The organism is Streptomyces sp. NPDC046939 (assembly GCF_040644575.1).
GTDB lineage: Bacteria > Actinomycetota > Actinomycetes > Streptomycetales > Streptomycetaceae > Streptomyces.
In genome coordinates, this window is the sequence record NZ_JBEYWV010000015.1 from 35073 (window position 1) to 52638 (window position 17566).

Annotated in this window: 14 protein-coding genes; 4 read left to right on the forward strand and 10 right to left on the reverse strand. The window is 71.3% G+C overall.

Features of this window, described 5'->3' with window-relative positions; genetic code table 11:
- The first annotated feature begins 48 nt into the window (after window positions 1-48).
- Entirely contained in the window at window positions 49-1515 is a 1467-nt protein-coding gene (locus ABZ877_RS18075; protein ID WP_361071673.1) for an LCP family protein, read from the forward strand.
- Window positions 1516-1569: 54 nt separating this feature from the next.
- Here the strand turns inward: ABZ877_RS18075 and ABZ877_RS18080 are convergent, their stop codons facing one another.
- On the reverse strand, window positions 1570-2112 hold the full coding sequence (locus ABZ877_RS18080) for an acyl-CoA thioesterase (RefSeq protein WP_361071676.1): 543 nt from the start codon (window positions 2110-2112) through the stop codon (window positions 1570-1572).
- 106 nt (window positions 2113-2218) lie between these two features.
- Here ABZ877_RS18080 and ABZ877_RS18085 point away from each other — a divergent pair, with 106 nt between their 5' ends.
- Window positions 2219-3481 (forward strand): LCP family protein, encoded by a 1263-nt coding sequence (locus ABZ877_RS18085; protein ID WP_361071679.1) that lies wholly within the window; start codon window positions 2219-2221, stop codon window positions 3479-3481.
- Between the two features lie 12 nt (window positions 3482-3493).
- Here the strand turns inward: ABZ877_RS18085 and ABZ877_RS18090 are convergent, their stop codons facing one another.
- The 6 genes from ABZ877_RS18090 to ABZ877_RS18115 form a co-directional block, all read right to left on the reverse strand.
- Window positions 3494-4276 carry a hypothetical protein gene (locus tag ABZ877_RS18090; RefSeq protein WP_361071682.1) on the reverse strand — a complete coding sequence of 261 codons (783 nt, stop codon included), beginning with the start codon at window positions 4274-4276 and terminating at the stop codon, window positions 3494-3496.
- A complete protein-coding gene (locus ABZ877_RS18095; protein ID WP_361071685.1) occupies window positions 4276-5037 on the reverse strand; it encodes a hypothetical protein in 762 nt (253 codons plus the stop codon). The genes ABZ877_RS18090 and ABZ877_RS18095 overlap by 1 nt, the downstream gene beginning before the upstream one ends.
- Before the next feature lie 7 nt (window positions 5038-5044).
- A complete protein-coding gene (locus tag ABZ877_RS18100) occupies window positions 5045-9838 on the reverse strand; it encodes a putative T7SS-secreted protein (protein WP_361071688.1) in 4794 nt (1597 codons plus the stop codon).
- A gap of 2 nt (window positions 9839-9840) precedes the next feature.
- Entirely contained in the window at window positions 9841-10488 is a 648-nt protein-coding gene (locus ABZ877_RS18105; protein WP_361071690.1) for a hypothetical protein, read from the reverse strand.
- Window positions 10478-10918: a hypothetical protein gene (locus tag ABZ877_RS18110; RefSeq protein ID WP_361071693.1), complete on the reverse strand. Its 441-nt coding sequence runs from the start codon at window positions 10916-10918 to the stop codon at window positions 10478-10480. Before ABZ877_RS18110 ends, ABZ877_RS18105 begins: the two co-directional genes overlap by 11 nt.
- Window positions 10919-11079: 161 nt before the next feature.
- A complete protein-coding gene (locus tag ABZ877_RS18115; protein WP_361071696.1) occupies window positions 11080-12246 on the reverse strand; it encodes an acyl-CoA dehydrogenase in 1167 nt (388 codons plus the stop codon).
- Window positions 12247-12423: 177 nt separating this feature from the next.
- Between ABZ877_RS18115 and ABZ877_RS18120 the strand changes: the two genes are divergently transcribed.
- Entirely contained in the window at window positions 12424-13749 is a 1326-nt protein-coding gene (locus ABZ877_RS18120) for a UDP-glucose/GDP-mannose dehydrogenase family protein (RefSeq protein WP_361071699.1), read from the forward strand.
- Between the two features lie 112 nt (window positions 13750-13861).
- On the opposite strand, the gene ABZ877_RS18125 is transcribed toward ABZ877_RS18120, so the two are convergent.
- Window positions 13862-14365 carry a CGNR zinc finger domain-containing protein gene (locus ABZ877_RS18125; protein ID WP_361071702.1) on the reverse strand — a complete coding sequence of 168 codons (504 nt, stop codon included), beginning with the start codon at window positions 14363-14365 and terminating at the stop codon, window positions 13862-13864.
- Between the two features lie 101 nt (window positions 14366-14466).
- Here ABZ877_RS18125 and ABZ877_RS18130 point away from each other — a divergent pair, with 101 nt between their 5' ends.
- Window positions 14467-14835 carry a VOC family protein gene (locus ABZ877_RS18130; RefSeq protein ID WP_361071705.1) on the forward strand — a complete coding sequence of 123 codons (369 nt, stop codon included), beginning with the start codon at window positions 14467-14469 and terminating at the stop codon, window positions 14833-14835.
- Here the strand turns inward: ABZ877_RS18130 and ABZ877_RS18135 are convergent.
- The gene (locus tag ABZ877_RS18135; protein ID WP_361071708.1) at window positions 14832-15917 is read right to left on the reverse strand and encodes a membrane dipeptidase; all 1086 of its coding nucleotides are present in this window, start codon (window positions 15915-15917) and stop codon (window positions 14832-14834) included. The two genes, ABZ877_RS18130 and ABZ877_RS18135, sit on opposite strands and share 4 nt — an antisense overlap.
- 435 nt (window positions 15918-16352) lie before the next feature.
- The gene (locus ABZ877_RS18140; RefSeq protein WP_361071711.1) at window positions 16353-17543 is read right to left on the reverse strand and encodes a dipeptidase; all 1191 of its coding nucleotides are present in this window, start codon (window positions 17541-17543) and stop codon (window positions 16353-16355) included.
- Window positions 17544-17566 lie beyond the last annotated feature (23 nt).

The window sequence follows — 17566 nt, forward strand, 5'->3', positions numbered from 1 at the left end:
CCTACGGTTCTCGGGTCCCACGCCCGCTCACGCGGAAGGTGTCCGCCCGTGCCCACGCCGCCCCGCTCCCCCGGCCGCCCGAGCCGCCCCGCGCGGCCTCCGCAGGGCCGGCGACCGGTCGAACCGCTGCGCCGCAAGAAACCCCGCTGGGGGATGCGGCTCGCGACGGCGCTGTCCGTGTCGGTGCTGGCCTCGGCGGGGCTCGGGCACGCGCTCGTCGCCGGGCTGGACACCGGCATCGACCGCATCGACCCCTTCAAGGACATGAAGAACCGGCCCGCCGCCGGGCACGGCATGAACGTCCTGCTCGTCGGCACCGACGGCCGCGACAAGATCACCGCGGAGGAGCGGCGGAAGTACCGGCTCGGCGGGGCGCCCTGCCACTGCACGGACACCATCATGATCGTGCACATCTCCGCCGACCACGAGCGCGCCTCCGTCGTCTCCCTGCCCCGCGACTCGTACGCGATGATGCCGCCGCACACCGACGAGAACAGCGGCGAGCAGCACCACGCCCACCCCGTGAAGATCAACGCGGCGTACGCGGAGGGCGGCCCGCAACTGACCGTCCGCACCGTCGAGAACATGACGCACGTCAAGATCGACCACTATCTGGAGGTCGACTTCACCAGCTTCATGAAGACGGTCGACGTGCTCGGCGGCGTCCAGGTCTGCACCGTCCGCCCGCTCCAGGACTCCTACACCGGCCTGAACCTCGGCGTCGGCACGCACCGGCTCAACGGCGGCCAGGCCCTCCAGTACGTACGGTCCCGGCACACCGACGGCGCCGGCGACCTCGGCCGGATGCAGCGCCAGCAGCGCTTCCTCGCCTCGCTCATCGCCAAGACGACCTCGACCGGGGTGCTCCTCAACCCGGTCAAGTTCCGCGAGGTCGCCCGTACGCTCCTCGGGTCCGTCCGCGCCGACAAGGGGTTCGGGACGGACGAGATGGTCGAACTCGCCCGCGCCATGCGCTCGTTCTCACCGTCGTCGTCCGAGTTCACGACCGTCCCGATCGGGACCCTCGACTTCCCCGTCAGGAACATCGGCTCCACCGTGAAGTGGGACCCCGTGAAGTCCGAGAAGCTGTTCGCCGCGCTGCGCGAGGACAAGCCGCTCGCCGTGCACAAGAACCACAAGAAGGCCGTCGTCGTCGACGTCTCCCCCGAACAGATCCAGGTACAGGTGGAGAACGCGACGATGACGGCGGGGCTCGGCAAGAAGGCGGACGACGCGCTGGCGGCGACCCGCTTCCGGACGACGGGGACACCGGTCAACGCGGTCGATCGCTCCGCGAAGCAGACGGTCGTCCTGTACGACCCACGCTGGGACCGCTCCGCGAAGTCCCTGGCCACGGCGGTGCCCGGGGCGCGGTTGCAGCCGGTTCCCGGGCAGGGGGCCGTGCTCAAGGTCAGGGTGGGGGCGGATTACCGGGGGGTGCGGGCGGTGCGGGGCGAGGATCCGTACCAGGGGGAGTACGGGGCTGTCACCGGGGACGAGGTGGCGTGCTCGTGAGGTGGGCAGGCTGTTCCCGTGCGGGACACGGGGCTCTGCCCCGGGCCCCGCTCCTCAATCGCCGGAGGGGCTTGTTCGGGCCCTCAGCTCCTTGATCGCCCGGCGGCGGGCCAGGCGGTGCTGGCGGCGGATCTGCGCCTCCTGGTAGCGGCGGCGGTCACGGTCCGTCTCCGGGATGACCGGCGGGACGACGCGCGGCTTGCCGTCCGCGTCCACCGCCGCGAAGACCAGATACGCGGAGCCGACCTGCTGCGCGGGCGCCGACTCGTTCCAGCGCTCGGCGAGGACCCGGACGCCGATCTCCATCGAGGTCCGGCCGACCCAGTTGACCTGCGCCTTCACATGCACGAGGTCGCCGACGCGGACCGGTTCGAGGAACGCCATCTCGTCCATGGACGCCGTCACGGCCGGGCCGCCGGAGTGCCGGCCCGCGACCGCGCCCGCCGCGTCGTCCACGAGTTTCATGATCACGCCGCCGTGCACCGTACCGAGGAGGTTGGTGTCGTTGTGCGTCATGATGTGCGACAACGTCGTACGGGAAGCTGCGGTCGGCTTGCCCGGAATGTCGGATTCCGTGCCGTGGGCCTGGTCTGTCATGCCCTCCACTGTATGTGGGGCGCATATGTGTCAGCTTCGCAACAGCCCTGGCCCGAATCCTCAACCGCCCTGTGAAGCACACAGCCGCACACGGCAAACTGAGCCCATGAGCGATTGGCCCGAGGGGCGGAGCGACCGGCAGGGCGGCGGCAGCCGCGGCGGCTACGGCCGTGGCAGCGCGAGCGCACGCCCCGAGGGCGCGCGTGTCATGCCACATGTGCAGCGCCCCGTCCCGCAGCAGCAGCCCGGCTACGACGGCTACGACGACGCGTACGAACCGCCGTACGACAGCGGATACAACACGGGGCAGGTCTACGGCCAGCCCGGCCGCGGCCAGGGCGGCGGCGGGGACGACGGCTACGGGCCGAGCGGGCGCCCCGCGCGGCCTGCGCCGAACTGGCGCAAGCGCATCAAGTGGACCGCGATCACCGTGGTCACCGTCGTCGTGGTGACGAGCGTCTCCACGTACTTCTGGGCCGACTCCAAGCTCCACCGGGACGTCGACCTGTCCAAGGTCATCGACCGGCCCGAGGCGGGCGAGGGCACCAACTACCTGATCGTCGGCACGGACTCCCGCGAGGGCATGACCGCCGAGGACAAGAAGAAGCTGCACACCGGCTCCGCCGAGGGCAAGCGCACGGACACGATGATGATCCTGCACGTCGGGGACAACGGGGACACGCTCGTTTCCCTCCCCCGCGACTCGAACGTCACGATCCCCAGCTTCAAGGGCGCCGAGTCCGGCAAGCTCTACCCGGCCACGGGCCGCCAGACCAAGCTCAACGCGGCCTACGCCGAGGACGGCCCCGAACTCCTCGTCCGCACCGTCGAGGCCAACACGGGGCTGCGCATCGACCACTACGCGGAGATCGGCTTCGGCGGCTTCGCGAGCATCGTCGACGCGGTCGGCGGGGTCGAGATGGACCTGAAGAAGGGCTTCAAGGACAAGTGGTCCGGCGCCGACTTCAAGGCCGGCAAGCAGACCCTCAACGGCCAGCAGGCGCTCGCCTTCGTCCGTACGCGTCACGCGTTCGCCCAGAGCGACCTCCAGCGCACCAAGAACCAGCAGGCGTTCCTCGCGGCCCTCGCCCACAAGGTGGCGTCGCCGACGACCATCATGAACCCCTTCAAGCTCTACCCGACGCTCGGCGCGGGCCTGGACTCGCTCGTCGTCGACAAGGACATGAGCCTGTGGAACCTGGCGTCCATGTTCATGGCGATGAAGGGCGTCAACGGCGGTGACGGCAAGTCCATGAACATGCCGACGAACGGCTCGGTCGGCGGGAACCTGCTGTGGGACAAGACGAAGGTCAAGCAGCTCGTCGACCAGTTCAACAAGGACGAGAAGGTCACCGTATCCGGCAACTGACGCCCTGGACCGTCACCTGCCCCCGTACTCCTCGTACAGGTCGCCGATGAGGGCGAGGAGGGCGTCGGCCCGGTGGCGGTCCTCCCGCTGGGCGCGCAGGGCCTCGTACAGTGCCCGGAGCCGTGCCACGGCCGACGGGACCCGGTGCTGCACATCGTCGAGCAGCGGCGAGGTGGTCAGATTCAGGCTCTCGGTGAACAGCCGCCGAGTGGCCTGGGCGGCGGGAGCCGGGTCGGGAGCGGCGAATCCGCTGGTCAGGTACTGAACCGGGTCGGTCAGGCTCCAGCCGACGACGGTGCCGTGCTGGACGAGGAGCGCCACGTCCGGTGCGATCCCGATGCGGGCCTCCAACGGCTCGTCGAGGACGTCGAGGTCGCGCAGACAGGTGAGCACGGTGTCCCCCGGGCCGAGGCAGAGGTCCTCGGTCACCTCCAGGCGGAAGTCCTCCGGCACGTCCGCGCGCAGACCGCCCGGACTGACCGGGGGAAGATCCGGAACCCGGGCGGAGTCCTCCGGGTCGGCGGCCCAGTACGTGATCCGGAACTCCGCACCGACCAGGTTCCTGCTCACCGGATCGAACCGGAGCTCGTCGGGCGTGTCCCACAGCCACGGCCCGCTGCCGAAGGTGTCGACGAGGAACCGCTCGCGTTCCTCGACACTCCCGTACGGCCCGACCCGTACCTGGGAGTCCCGGAAATCGAGACGCGGGGTGACGAGCAAAGGTTCTCCCGTCACCGTCGCGGTCCAGTCGGCATCGAGGGTGAGTGTGCTGACGAGCGCCGCTCCGTCCCCCATCAAGAGGCTCCGTAATCCTCGACGTACGTGGCGATGAGCTCCTGCAGGGCATCGGCCCGGTTCCGGTCCTCCTGCTGGGCACGCAGGGCTTCGTCCGCGGCCCGCAGCCGGGCCACGGCGGCGGGCTCGCCGTCCACCAGGCCGTCGACCACCGCCGGATCGGTGACGAGGTCCAGGCATTCACTGAGCAGTCGGCGGGTGGCGGGCGCGGGCGGCTGAGGATCGGGATCGCGGTATGCGGTGGTCAGGTACCGCGCCGGGTCGGTGATGCTCCAGCCGACGACGAAGCCGCGCTGGACGAGGAGTGCCACGTCGGGGGCGATGCCGATACGGGCATCCAGCGGTTGGTCAAGGACGTCGAGGTCGCGCAGGCAGGTCAGCACGGTATCGCCGGGAGCGCGGCACAGCACTGTGCAGATCTCGTGCCGGAAGTCCTTGACCTCGTCCGCCTGGAGCCCGCCCGGGCGCACATGGGGCGTGCTGGGCAGGCGGGCCACGTCCTCGGCCGAGCCGGACTCCTCCGGAATGCGGAGCTCGGCTCCGACCAGCCGGCGGCTGCCCGGGTCGAAGCGGAAGACGTCGGGAAGATCCCACAGCCAGTCCTGGCTGCCGAACGTGTTGGCCAGGAACGTCTCCCGTTCCACCCGGTCCGCATAGGGCGCGACCACCAGGAACAGACCGAGGAGCCGGGGAACGGCGTCGAGCGGTGCATCCGTCACCGTCGCGGACCAGCCGTCGTCGAACTTCACTTTCTCCACCATCACTGCCTCATCTGATCTGTACTGCCGGCGGCTGGAAACGGCCGTCCTTGGCGGGAATCCTGCCGTTCACGATGTCCTCGTGCGTCACCGGCGCACCAGGATCCGTGGGTTTGCCCCCGAGCGCCGACGCTCCGGAGTCACCCTTGATGCCGGAGGGGCCGTACGCCGTGATGGCCTGGCCCTGGGTCTGACCGGGGCCGTCGATGATGACGACGTCGTCGCCCTTGCGGAAGGTGAAGGTCCCGGCTGTGCCCGTCGAGTGGTACACGGCGTCCGGTTTCTTGAGAATCTCGACGACCCGTTCGTCGGGGAAGGCGTGCCGGGTGTCGCCGTGGTAGTCGTGACGCTTCCTGAACCCACCGTCCTGTGCCCTCTCGATGATGTCGTCCACCACCTTGTTGATCCGCTTCTGGGCCCGCTCCTCCTTCGTGTACTTGGGCATGAGCCCCAGCGGGTCGGACCCCGCGTGCGGGTTGCCCACGTACGCGACCGGGTTCGGGGCGGGGGCCAGACCGAGGGGGTCCGGGGAGGTGTAGCGGCCGGTCTCGGGGTCGTAGTGGCGGAAGTAGTTGTAGTGCAGGCCCGTCTCGGGGTCGTAGTACTGGCCGGGGAAGCGCAGTGGCGTGTACGCGCTGCTGTCGCGGGACCAGGCCGTGGTGCCCCACAGGGTGGAACGGGAGCGCCAGGCGATGTCACCGGCCTCGTCGACGAGTTCGGTGGGTGTGCCGACCAGGTCCGTCGCGATGGCGAAGAACCGGCGGTCGATCTCCGCCTGGCCGCTGTCGGCGTCGAGGATGCGCTCGGTCTGGGTCAGGGGGACGACGTCCCGGTGGTCCCAGGTGAGGGCGACCGTGGTGGGGCTGTCGGGCCGGTGGCTGGTCTGTTCGCACAGGGTGAGGCCGTCCCAGGTGAAGCGGGTCTCCTCCACCACGGTCGCGCCGTCGGGCGCCAGGCGCTGCTTCGCCGTGCGGCGCCCCAGGGGGTCGTACCGGTAGCGCCACCGTGTGCCGTCCGGGGTGGTCACGGCGGTGAGGCGGTTCTCGCTGTCCCACTCGTAGCGCCAGGTGTCGGGCCCCCGGGAGAGGCGCTTCTTCTGGCGGAGGGTGATGCGGCCGAGCGCGTCGTGCTCGAACCGTGTCCCGCCGGCCCGGGTGAGCGTGGTGCCGGTGTAGGCGCGCTCGCCCGTGGCTTCGTTGCCGGGGTGCCGGGACGGCCAGGACGCCGAGGTCTGGTTGCCCGCCGCGTCGTAGGCGTACGTCTCCGTCCAGCCCTGGGCGCGCACGGCGGTGACCCGGCCCGTCCGGTCGAGGTCGAAGGTGCGGAGCCCTGACAGCCGGTCCGCCACCGCGAGGAGGTGTCCGTCGGCGCGGTAGGTGTAGGCCCGGCTGTTGACGGCGCGCGCGCCGACGGTGATGTGCTGCTCGGCCAGTCGTCCGGCCTCGTCCCAGGCGGAGGTGACCGTGACCGCGCCGCCGAGGACGCGGGCGAGTTCCCGGCCGGCGGCGTCGTACCGGAAGTCGACCTGGCGCCCGCCCGTCGTCAGTTGCTCGGGCCGGCCGCCGGCGTCATAGGCGTAGGAGGTGACGTGGCCGGTGGGGGTGGTGCGGCGCTTGCGGCGGCCCAGGGCGTCGTAGGTGTACACCATGGCGCGGCCGTCGACCAGTTCCGTCTTGACCCGGCCCCGGCGGTCGTACTGGTAGCGGAGTTCGCTGTCCGGGCCCGTTGCTTCCAGGAGGCGGCCCGCGGGGTCGTAGGCGTACGTCGTCACCCGGCCGTCGACATCCTTGCGGATCACCTGGCCGAGCGCGTCGCGCTCGAAGGCGATGGTGGCGCCGAGTGCGTCGGTCCGCGCGGCCAGCCGGCCTCCGGCGTCCATCCGGTAGGTGAGCGTGCGTCCGTCGAAGTCGGTCTCGGAGACGATGTCACCGGCGGCGTCGTACTCGTACTCCCAGGTCAGGCCCTGAGGATTGGTGACGCGGGTGAGGTGGAGCTCCGCGTCGTGCTCGAACTCGTAGCGGACGCCGTCCGGCCCGGTGCGGGCGAGCGGCAGGTCGAAGTGGGTGTACTCGAAGCGGGTGACGCCCCCCGTCGCATCGGTGTGCGTCAGGCAGTTGCCCTCACCGTCGTAGGTCCATGACTCGGTCGCGCCGTCGGGTCCGGTGCGGTGGGCGAGTTGCCCGTCGGCGTCCCAGGCGTAGGTGGTCACTCCCCCCGCCGGGTCGGTGATGCGCACCGGGCGGCCGAGGGCGTCGCGTTCCGTACGGGTGACGTCGCCGGAGGGGCCGGTGACCACTACGGGCAGCCCGGCCGCGTCGCACACCACGTGCGTGGTGGCGCCGAGGGCGTCGGTGACGGAGGTGAGCCGTCCGGCGTGGTCGTAGGTGTGGTGCGTGGTGGATCCGGCCGGGTCGGTGACGGCCGTGCGGTTGCCGCGTTCGTCGTACACGTGGACCGTGCGGGCGCCGTCCGGCGCGACGACCTCCACCGGCAGGCCGAACGGGCCGCGCACGGTGTGCAGTTCGGTGCCGTCGGGGCGGGTGGCCGAGACGATCCGGCCGTTCTCGTCGTAGGAGTACGAGGTGGTGTGCCCCAGCGCGTCGGTGCGGGTCCGCTGGTTGCCGCGCGCGTCGTAGCCGAACCGTGTGGTGCGGCCCAGCGGGTCGGTGAGCGCCACCAGACGGCAGCCGGGGCCGAACTCGTGGCGGGTCACGTGTCCGTCGGCGGTGGTGAGCGTGGTGGTGCTGAGTCCCGTGTCGGGGTCCGGGTCCGTGTAGGCGAGGGTGATCTGGACGTGGCCGGCCTCGCCGCCCTCCGCGACGACTCGGTCGCGGTGGTCGTAGACGTAGTCGTAGCGGCTGTTGTTGGAGTCGATCCAGGCGGTGACGCGGCGTCGGTCGTCGTAGACGAAGGTGGTGACGGCTCCGGACGGCTTGGTGACGGTGGTGAGGTCGCGGTCCTCGTAGCCGTAGCTCATCAGGGGGAGGTCGGCGCCGCCCGCTCCCGCGCCCGCCAGGGACAGGGCGGTGACCAGGCCGTCGGTGACGGACAGCTTCACGTGGTGGCCCGCGGAGTGGACCAGGGCCGTGGGCACTCCGTCCTCGCCGCGGTCGATGGTGATGCTGTGGCCGTTGCGTTCGGTGACGGCGGACAGCCAGGCGCGGCCGTCCTCTCCGGGTTCGGTGCCTGCCGGGGCGTCGAAGTGGAACGTCAGGCCGCCGTCGGCATCGGTGACCGTGTAGTTGCCCTCGGCGTCACGCGCCAGTTCGGTACGGGCGGTCCCGGTGACGGGACGGGTGGGGGCGCCGGGCACGGGGTGCGGATAGGCGACGAGGAGCCCTTCCGCGGTGACGTGGAGGACGCCGATCGCGTCGACCTCCAGCCGCTCGTCGACGGTGGACGTCCACGCGGGCCCCATGAAGCGGCCCACGGCGCAGCCGGACTCCGTGCGACGGGAGAACACCAGGGGGAGGATGCCCGGCAGCACGAGGTCGGTCTGCGGCAGATACATCTTGCCCGTGGCGAGGTCCACCGGGTCGCCGCCCTGATTGCGGTCGCCGTCCGGCGTGGTGTGGCCGCCCTCCGGGTCCTCGTCGAGCACCCGGCGCGCCTTCCCGGCGTCGGCCACGTCGTCCGCGACGCGCGCGGCCTTCGCGGCGCCGGACGCCTCCTTCGCGAGGCGCGCGGCCTTGACGGCGGCGCCGCCACCGCCCGTCGCCGCGGTCAGGGCGAGATCGGGGATCAGGCGGCCGAAGCCCTCGGCGGGGTCCTTCATGAAGTCGGTGAGCATCTGCTTGCCGGTGCCCACCGGGTCGTTGGCGGCGACGACGAGCCCCGCGGCCAGGCTGTTGAGGTTGGTCACGTACTCGGCCGGGTGCGTGAGGTTGTACGGGTCCGTGGGGTTGAGCCCGCGGACGAAGTTGAGCAGCCCCGCGCTGCCCTTGATGATGCCGCCGCCGACGTGGTCGCCCATGAGCTGCAGCTCTTGCGATCCGGCGGCCAGCTGCTCGGCGTAGGAGGGCTTCTTCGGGGCCAGGTCGCGGGCGGCGCGGACCGCGGCGGACGCGGTCGCCGCGGCCGTGTTCCGCTGCTTGCGCGCCTCGGCCAGGATGTCCTGCGCGTCCTGCATCAGCTTCTTGCCCGGGTCCTCGAACGTCGGGGCGGGGCGGGGCGGAAGGCTCGACGGGTCCCGCTGGTCGGCGGGGAGCCCGTTGTACTTGTCGACCGCCTTGTTGAAGTCGTCCACCTTCTTGCGGTGGGCGTCGGCGGCTTCCTGGGACGCCTTGGTGCCTTCCTTCCACTTGTCGATCGCCGTCTGCGCCTGTCCCTGGGCCCAGGTCACCGTTCCGGCGAAGTTCTCCATCGCGCCGGCCGCCTTCTCGCACGCGTCGGCGCCGGTGAACCACTTGGGCGGCTGTTTGGACACCGCCTTGCGCAGCGCCTCGGCCGCCTCGCCCTTGAGCTCGGTGGACGACAGGCCCTTGATGCCGTCGCCCGTGGTCTCGAAGGACTTCGAGAAGCCGCGGAGCTGCTCGGCCCTGGCGAGGATCGTGCTGGGGCTGCCGTAGATCAGTTTGGTCTTGTCCTCGGTCTGACCGAGGTCCATCTCGTCGACCTCGGCGCCCATCCGGTTGGCGACCGAGCGGGACTGCTCACGCACCCAGTCCGCGCCGGACTCCCAGCCGACGTCGTCCAGCCGGTCGGCGGTCCAGTTCCCGGCGTCCTCGACCCGGTTGCCGACCCACTCGACACCGTCCTCGACCGCGTCCGGTGTGAGGTCACTGATGATGTCGCCGATACCCACTGTCAGTTCCCCCCGGACTCGTTCTGCTGCTGGGCGCGTTCCTCCGGCGACGGGCCGAAGGAGTCGTCCAGAGCCTGGTTCCACTGATCGTCGGAGATGCCGAGCGCGTCCTTCAGCACCTCCGACTGCCGGCCGCCCTGCCCCTCGGTGAGCACCGTGCGACCGGTGTCCTTCCAGGTCTGGCCCATCTCGTCACCGGCCCGGTCCCACGACTCGGCGCTCCAGTCCGGGTCCAGGGCATCGGGCTTGAACACCTCGCCCCAGCCCTGTTGGGCGATCTCCTCCTCGCTGGCGTACGGACTGCCGCCCATCACCGAGTTGACGCCCACCTTCAGCGCGCCCTCGACGTACTGGTCGTGCTCCCACTGGGTGCCCGCGGCCAGACCGAGGCGGTTGGCGAGCTCGCTGGCGTCGTGCACCAGGGCCCGCACGCCCCACTCCCAGCGCTCGCAGAAGTCCTCGAAGTCGACGGAGAGACCGTGGTGGCCGGTCTCCATCCCCGTCATCGACAGCTCCGAGAAGCCCTTGCCCATCACCGAGCCGGTGGCACCGCCCAGCTCGCCGAGCTGGTCGATGGTCGCGCCGACGCCCTTGGTGAACTTGGTGACGGCGGCCTTGTCGAAGTGCAGGTCGGCCGCTTCACCGCCCATGGCCGTGTCCTCCCTGTGACTCGGCTGCGTCGACGGCGCAGTCGTCGGGCACGATGCCGACGACCGGCGGGAAGAACATCGCTCCGTCCTCGGTCGCGATGTCGACGGCCAGGCCCGCGGGCTCGGCCAGTGAGGGCACGACCTCGTCGACGATGCGGGCGCCGAGCAGCGCCGCGTACTCCATGGCCTCCATATCCCTCATGGGCTGGTCGCCGGCCGTGCGCGACCGAGCGAACCGGGCGAGCGCCACCTCGTCGGTGAACCCGCACACCCAGCGCACCCCGCCCGACCGCACCGACCAGAGTCCGCCGCCGGACACCGGCACCAGCAGCACCGAACGCCTCATCTCACCGACCAGCGCGCGGGGGTCGCCGACACCCCCTCTCCGCTCACTGATCCGTTCGGCCAGCGCCGACCGTCGCTGCTCCACGCCGGTTCCCCCTTCGTGGCGTCTTCTGTTGCCTGTGGGCGAAGACGTACGAGGTGTTGTGTCAGGTTCCCGGGAGGGCGCTACGGCCGCCCGTTACATGCGCGCACGCCCCTGCCGGCGTGGGCAGGGGCGTGCGGTTCGTTCGGGGTGAGGGGGGCGTGCTACGGCAGGTTGCGGGCCATGACGATGCGCTGGACCTGGTTCGTGCCCTCGTAGATCTGGGTGATCTTGGCGTCGCGCATCATGCGCTCGACCGGGTAGTCGCGGGTGTAGCCGTAGCCGCCGAGGAGCTGGACGGCGTCCGTGGTGACCTCCATGGCGACGTCCGAGGCGAAGCACTTGGCGGCGGCGCCCTGGAAGGTGAGGTCCTTGTCGCCGCGCTCGGACTTGGCGGCGGCCGCGTAGGTGAGCTGGCGGGCGGCCTCGATCTTCATCGCCATGTCGGCGAGCATGAACTGGATGCCCTGGAAGTCGGCGATCGGCTTGCCGAACTGCTTGCGCTCCTGGACGTAGCCCTTGGCGTAGTCGAGGGCGCCCTGGGCGACGCCGAGCGCCTGCGCGGCGATGGTGATGCGGGTGTGGTCGAGGGTCTTCATCGCCGTGGCGAAGCCGGTGCCCTCCTCGCCGATCATGCGGTCGGCGGGGATGCGGACGTTGTCGAAGTAGACCTCGCGGGTCGGCGAGCCCTTGATGCCGAGCTTCTTCTCCGGGGCGCCGAAGGAGACCCCTTCGTCGGACTTCTCGACGACGAAGGCGCTGATGCCCTTCGAGCGCTTGTCCGGGTCGGTGACGGCCATGACCGTGTAGTACTCGGAGACGCCCGCGTTGGTGATCCAGCGCTTCACGCCGTTGAGGACCCAGGAGTCGCCGTCGCGCACCGCGCGCGTCTTCATGCCGGCCGCGTCGGAACCGGCGTCCGGCTCGGACAGGCAGTACGAGAACATCGCGTCGCCCTTGGCGAGCGGGCCCAGGTACTTCTTCTTCAGCTCCTCGGAGCCGGAGAGGATGACGGGCAGCGAGCCCAGCTTGTTGACGGCCGGGATCAGGGAGGACGACACGCAGGCGCGCGCCACCTCCTCGATCACGATGACCGTGGCGAGCGCGTCGGCGCCCGAGCCGCCGTACTCCTCGGGGACGTGCACGGCGTGCAGGTCGTTGGCGACCAGCGCGTCGAGCGCCTCCTGCGGGAAGCGGGCCTCCTCGTCCACCGCGGCGGCGTAAGGCGCGATCTTCGTCTCGGCGAGGCCGCGGATGGCCTCGCGGAGCATGTCGTGCTCCTCGGACGGACGGTAGAGGTCGAACTCCGGGTTGGACGCCGATCCGGCCAAGGTGTCTCACGCTCCAAGCGCTGCTAATTACCGTTAAGTAACCCAAATTTTAGTTCTCGGGCCGCAGCTTCGATACGTGAGCTGCGCGACAGCGGGAAAGTTGCCCGCCGACCGGCCCGGCCATGCCACGACTATGCTCGTGCCGCACACGCGCAGCCACACCTCTGGAGCTTCGTCATGGCCCTCAAAATCACCGTGATCGGTACCGGTTACCTCGGTGCCACGCACGCCGCGGCCATGGCCGAGCTCGGGTTCGAGGTGACCGGCCTCGACGTCGTCCCCGAGAAGATCGACATGCTCACACGGGGCGAGGTCCCCATGTACGAGCCCGGTCTGGAGGAGCTGCTGCGCAAGCACGTCGCCGGGATCGAGGGCTCCACCGGGCGGCTGCGCTTCACGATGGACTTCGCGGAGGCCGGGGCCTTCGGCGACGTGCACTTCGTGTGCGTCAACACGCCGCAGAAGCACGGCGAGTACGCGTGCGACATGAGCTACGTGGACTCCGCGTTCGCCTCCCTCGCCCCGCACCTCAAGCAGGGCGCGCTCGTCGTCGGCAAGTCGACCGTGCCGGTCGGCTCGGCGCACCGGCTCGCCGGGCTCCTTCCCGAGGGCGTGGAGCTGGCGTGGAACCCGGAGTTCCTGCGTGAGGGCTTCGCCGTGAACGACACGCTGCACCCCGACCGCATCGTGATCGGCGTCGGCAGTGAGCGGGCCGAGAAGGTGCTGCGCGAGGTGTACGCGACCCCGCTCGACGAGGGCACGCCGCTCGTCGTCACCGACTTCCCGACCGCCGAGCTGGTCAAGACGGCCGCCAACTCCTTCCTCGCCACGAAAATCTCCTTCATCAACGCCATGGCCGAGGTGTGCGAGGCCGCGGGCGGGGACGTCGCCAAGCTGGCGGAGGCGATCGGGTACGACGACCGGATCGGGCACAAGTTCCTGCGCGCCGGGATCGGGTTCGGCGGGGGCTGTCTGCCCAAGGACATCCGGGCGTTCATGGCGCGCGCCGGTGAGCTGGGCGCCGACCAGGCGCTCACGTTCCTGCGCGAGATCGACTCCGTGAACATGCGGCGGCGCGGGGCGATGGTCGAGATGGCCCGCGAGGCGCTCGGCGGCGGCGCGTTCCTCGGCAAGCGGGTCGCCGTGCTCGGCGCCACGTTCAAGCCGGACTCCGACGACGTACGGGACTCGCCCGCGCTCAATGTCGCCGGGCAGATCCATCTCCAGGGCGGCCAGGTCACCGTCTACGACCCCAAGGGCATGGCGAACGCGCGGCGCCTCTTCCCGACGCTCGGGTACGCCGATTCGGCGCTCGACGCGGTGCGCGGGGCGGATGTCGTCCTGCATCTGACGGAGTGGCGGGAGTTCCGGGAGCTGGATCCGGCGGAGCTCGGCGCCGTCGCTTCGGCGCGGGTGATTCTGGACGGGCGCAATGCGTTGGACGCGGGTGCCTGGCGGGAGGCCGGGTGGACGTATCGGGCGATGGGGCGGCCCTCGGCGTAGGCGTATCGCCGTCTGCCCCCTTGCGGGCCGTGCACGACCGACCGTGCGTTGTGGTTGCTCGCGCAGTTCCCCGCGCCCCTTGCGGGGCGCTGGTCCGCGCCCGCTCGAAGAGCTACTTCGCTCTGTAGCGGCGCATCTTCGCTCGGGCGCCGCAGACCGCCATCGAGCACCAGCGGCCCCGGCCCGCCGGGCTGCGGTCGTAGAAGGCCCAGCCGCAGTCCTCGGCCTCGCACGCCTTGAGGCGGGTCCAGGTGCCGTCCTTGACGGCCTCGGCGATCGCCGCCGCCACCCGGGAGAGCAGCGGCCCGTCGTCCACCGGGACCAGGGCCGCCGAGCCGTCCCGGTCGTCCACCGCCACGCGCAACGGGGCCTTGGCGAGCAGGTCGCCGAGCGGGGTCACCGCGCGGTGCGGCGGGTGGTCGGCGTGGGCCAGGCAGGCGGCGCGCAGCGACTCGCGCAGTTCGCGCGCCGCGTCGACCTCCGCCGCCGTGATGCCGAAGCGGGCGCGGACCTCCGCGGAGTCCAGCGTGTCGGTGTCCCTCGTGATGTCTTCCAGCGTGTTCACCAGCGCCTCGACCAAGGCAAGGCCACCAGGGGCGGACGCACGCTCACTCATGCTTGCGACGTTACCCCTAATGCGGCACCATGCGGTAACGGTGTTACCGGTTGAGCCCCTTTATAGGTAACCGCCGGGCCAACCGCGACCGAAGGAGAATCATGGCCATCGCCAAGCTCGATGTCGTCGCCCTCGACTGTCCGGACCCCCGTCGGCTCGCCGACTTCTACGCGGCCGTCCTCGACGGCACCGTCACCCACACCGAGGACGACGGCGACTGGGTCGTCCTGAAGGTGCCGGGCGGCCAGTTGGCGTTCCAGAAGGCGCCCGGGTACGTACCGCCCGCCTGGCCCTCCGCCGAGTCCTCCCAGCAGCTCCACCTCGACCTGACCGTCGAGGACCTGGACGCCGCGGAGAAGGAGGTCCTGGCCCTCGGCGCGACCGTGCTCGACAACGAGGACAAGAGCCGCAGCTGGCGGGTGTACGCGGACCCGGTCGGGCACCCGTTCTGCCTCTGCGCCGCGTCCTAGCAGGTCGCCGTCGACGGGCCCCGGCGGCGGCGCGTCTCGCGCGCCGTGAACTCCACGCCGCGCAGCACCCGCTGTACGTTGCCCCACGTCAGCAGCGCGATGTCGGTCTCCGGCCAGCCCCGGTCGAGGAGTTCGGTGAGCAGCGCCGGGTAGCCGGTGGGGTCCGCCAGGCCCTCCGGGTGCGGCTCCCCGGTGTCGTACATGCCGGACAGGCCCACCGACTCGGGGCCCGCGACGCGGCGTACGTGGTCGAGGTGGTCGGCCACGTCCCGCAGGGCGGGGCCCGTGCGCGCCGCCGAGCACGCCACCAGGCACACGCCCCGGTTCGCGCCGAGGGCCGCCAGGAGGTCGTCCGAGGCGTTGTCCGGGTGGGTGTTGAGGGCCGCGGCGCCCGAGCGCGTCAGGATCGCCGGGGCCTTCGACACGGCGAGGACACGGGCGTACGTCGCCGCGGGCGCGCCGGTCAGATCCACCAGCATGCCCAGCCGGTTCATCTCCCGGATCATCTCCTCGCCGAACCGGGTCAGCCCGTCCTCCCTGGCCCACGACGCGCCGCTCAGCGTCAGCACGCGCAGGCCCAGGTGGTGCAGGGCGCGCAGGGTGCCGAGCGAGTCGCCCGCCGCCGTGGCCGGGGCCGGGCCGATCAGGACCGCGATACGGCCGTGGGCGCGGGCGTCGGCCGTCTCCGAGGCGGAACGGGCCAGCCGCAGGCCCTCCGGGTAGCGGGCGACCACATGGTCCACCAGGTCGATCTGTTCCAGTACCGACGTGACCGGGCGGTCCGCGGTCGCCTCCAGCGCCCACATCAGCGCGCCCGTGCCGCCCTCGCGCAGACGCGGCAGATCCGCCTCCACGGCGTGCTCGCCGGCCTCCAGGTCGTACCAGGGCAGGGTGCGGAGCGTGCCCGGCAGGCCGCAGCAGCCGTCCGCGACCGGGTGCCGGATCAGGAGCGAACGGGCCGTGGTCCGGTCCGGGGCGGGTTCGGGGTCCGGCTCGGGCAGACGGGACTCGTCCGGCGCGGTGAGGCTGTCGAGCTCGCCCACGCCAGGGGTCGCGGTCAGTTCGTCCTGTAGGTCTGCCATGGCACGGCTCCGGCCGGGGAGAGGTGGGGGACATGCGGTCCGCTCACCGTGGCACGGGGGTGGGGGCGGGTACGCGGTGGGCGGCGCCGTTCGGGGGACCTGGGTGAGCCGAAAGGAGTCAAACGGGCGTCCAGGGTGACCCGGCGGTGCGTGTACGGGGTCGCTGCTTCGGGTGCCCGGCGCTTGGGGCGGCCTAGTTCTTGTTCGGGCCTGCTTGTTCCGGTGCCCGGCGCTGGGGGGCCGCCTTGCCCACCCTGCCGCCCCAGGCGGCAGATTGCCCAAGTCGGGGGCGCCCGGGGTGGGGGTGGGGGCGGCAGATTGCCCAAGGCGGGCGTGGGACGCCCAGGGCGGGGGGTGGTGGACGGCGGATTGCCCAAGGCGGGGCGGAGAGGGTGGGTGGCGGCAGGTTGCCCAAGGCGGCGGCGAGGCGGAAGGTTAAGCGTCCAGCTGGGGCAGCGTTGCGTTTGAGGGGCCCCTCGTTGCCTTCAGGTGCCTCGAGACGTCTTCCGCCGCGTCCAGCACTCGTACCGCGTTGCTCCACGTCAGCTTGGACAGGTCCCGCTTCGACCAGCCGCGCGTGAGGAGTTCCGCTATGAGGTTCGGGTAGGTGGAGACGTCGTTCAGGCCGTCGGGGGTGAAGGCCGTGCCGTCGTAGTCGCCGCCGATGCCGATGTGGTCGATGCCCGCGACCTCGCGCATGTGGTCGAGGTGGTCGGCGACGGTCGAGACCGTGGCGACGGGGCGCGGGTGGGTCTCCTCGAAGGCGCGGTGGAGCTTCATCGCCTCGGGCGAGGTGTCGAGGTGGTGGAAGCCGTGCGCGCGGAGGTTGTCGTCGGCGGCCGCGGTCCAGTCGACGGCGGCCTGGAGGACGAACTTGGGGACGAAGGTGGCCATCGCCACTCCCCCGTTGGCGGGCAGCCGTTCGAGGACGTCGTCGGGGATGTTGCGCGGGTGGTCGCAGACGGCCCGCGCGGAGGAGTGGGAGAAGATCACCGGAGCGACGGACGTGTCGAGAGCGGCGCGCATCGTCGTCGCCGCTACGTGCGACAGGTCGACGAGCATGCCCTCCCGGTTCATCTCGCGGACGACCTCGCGGCCGAAGGCGGAGAGACCGCCCACGCCGGGTTCGTCCGTCGCGGAGTCGGCCCAGGCGATGTTGTCGTTGTGGGTGAGCGTCATGTAGCGGACGCCGAGCGCGTACAGGCCCCGTAGCGTCGCCAGGGAGTTGTTGATGGAGTGGCCGCCCTCGGCGCCCTTGAGGGAGGCGATGCGGCCCTCGGCGCGGGCCGCCTCCATGTCGGCGGCGGTGAGGGCGGCGCGCAGGTCGCGCGGGTAGCGGGCGATCAACTGGTCGACGCAGTCGATCTGCTCCAGGGTCGCGCTGACCGCCGCGTCGCCGGTCAGGTCGGTGCGGACGTACACCGACCAGAACTGCGCGCCCACGCCGCCCGCCCGCAGCCGGGCCAGGTCGGTGTGGAGGTGGGCGCTCTGGTCGGCGGCGATGTCCCGCGCGTCGAGGTCGTAGGTGACCTGTTCGCGCAGCGCCCACGGCAGGTCGTTGTGCCCGTCGACGACCGGGAACTCGGCGAGTATCGCCTTGGCCCGCTCCAACGTCTCGTCCGTCATGTCGCTCCCGCCCGTCCCCGGAT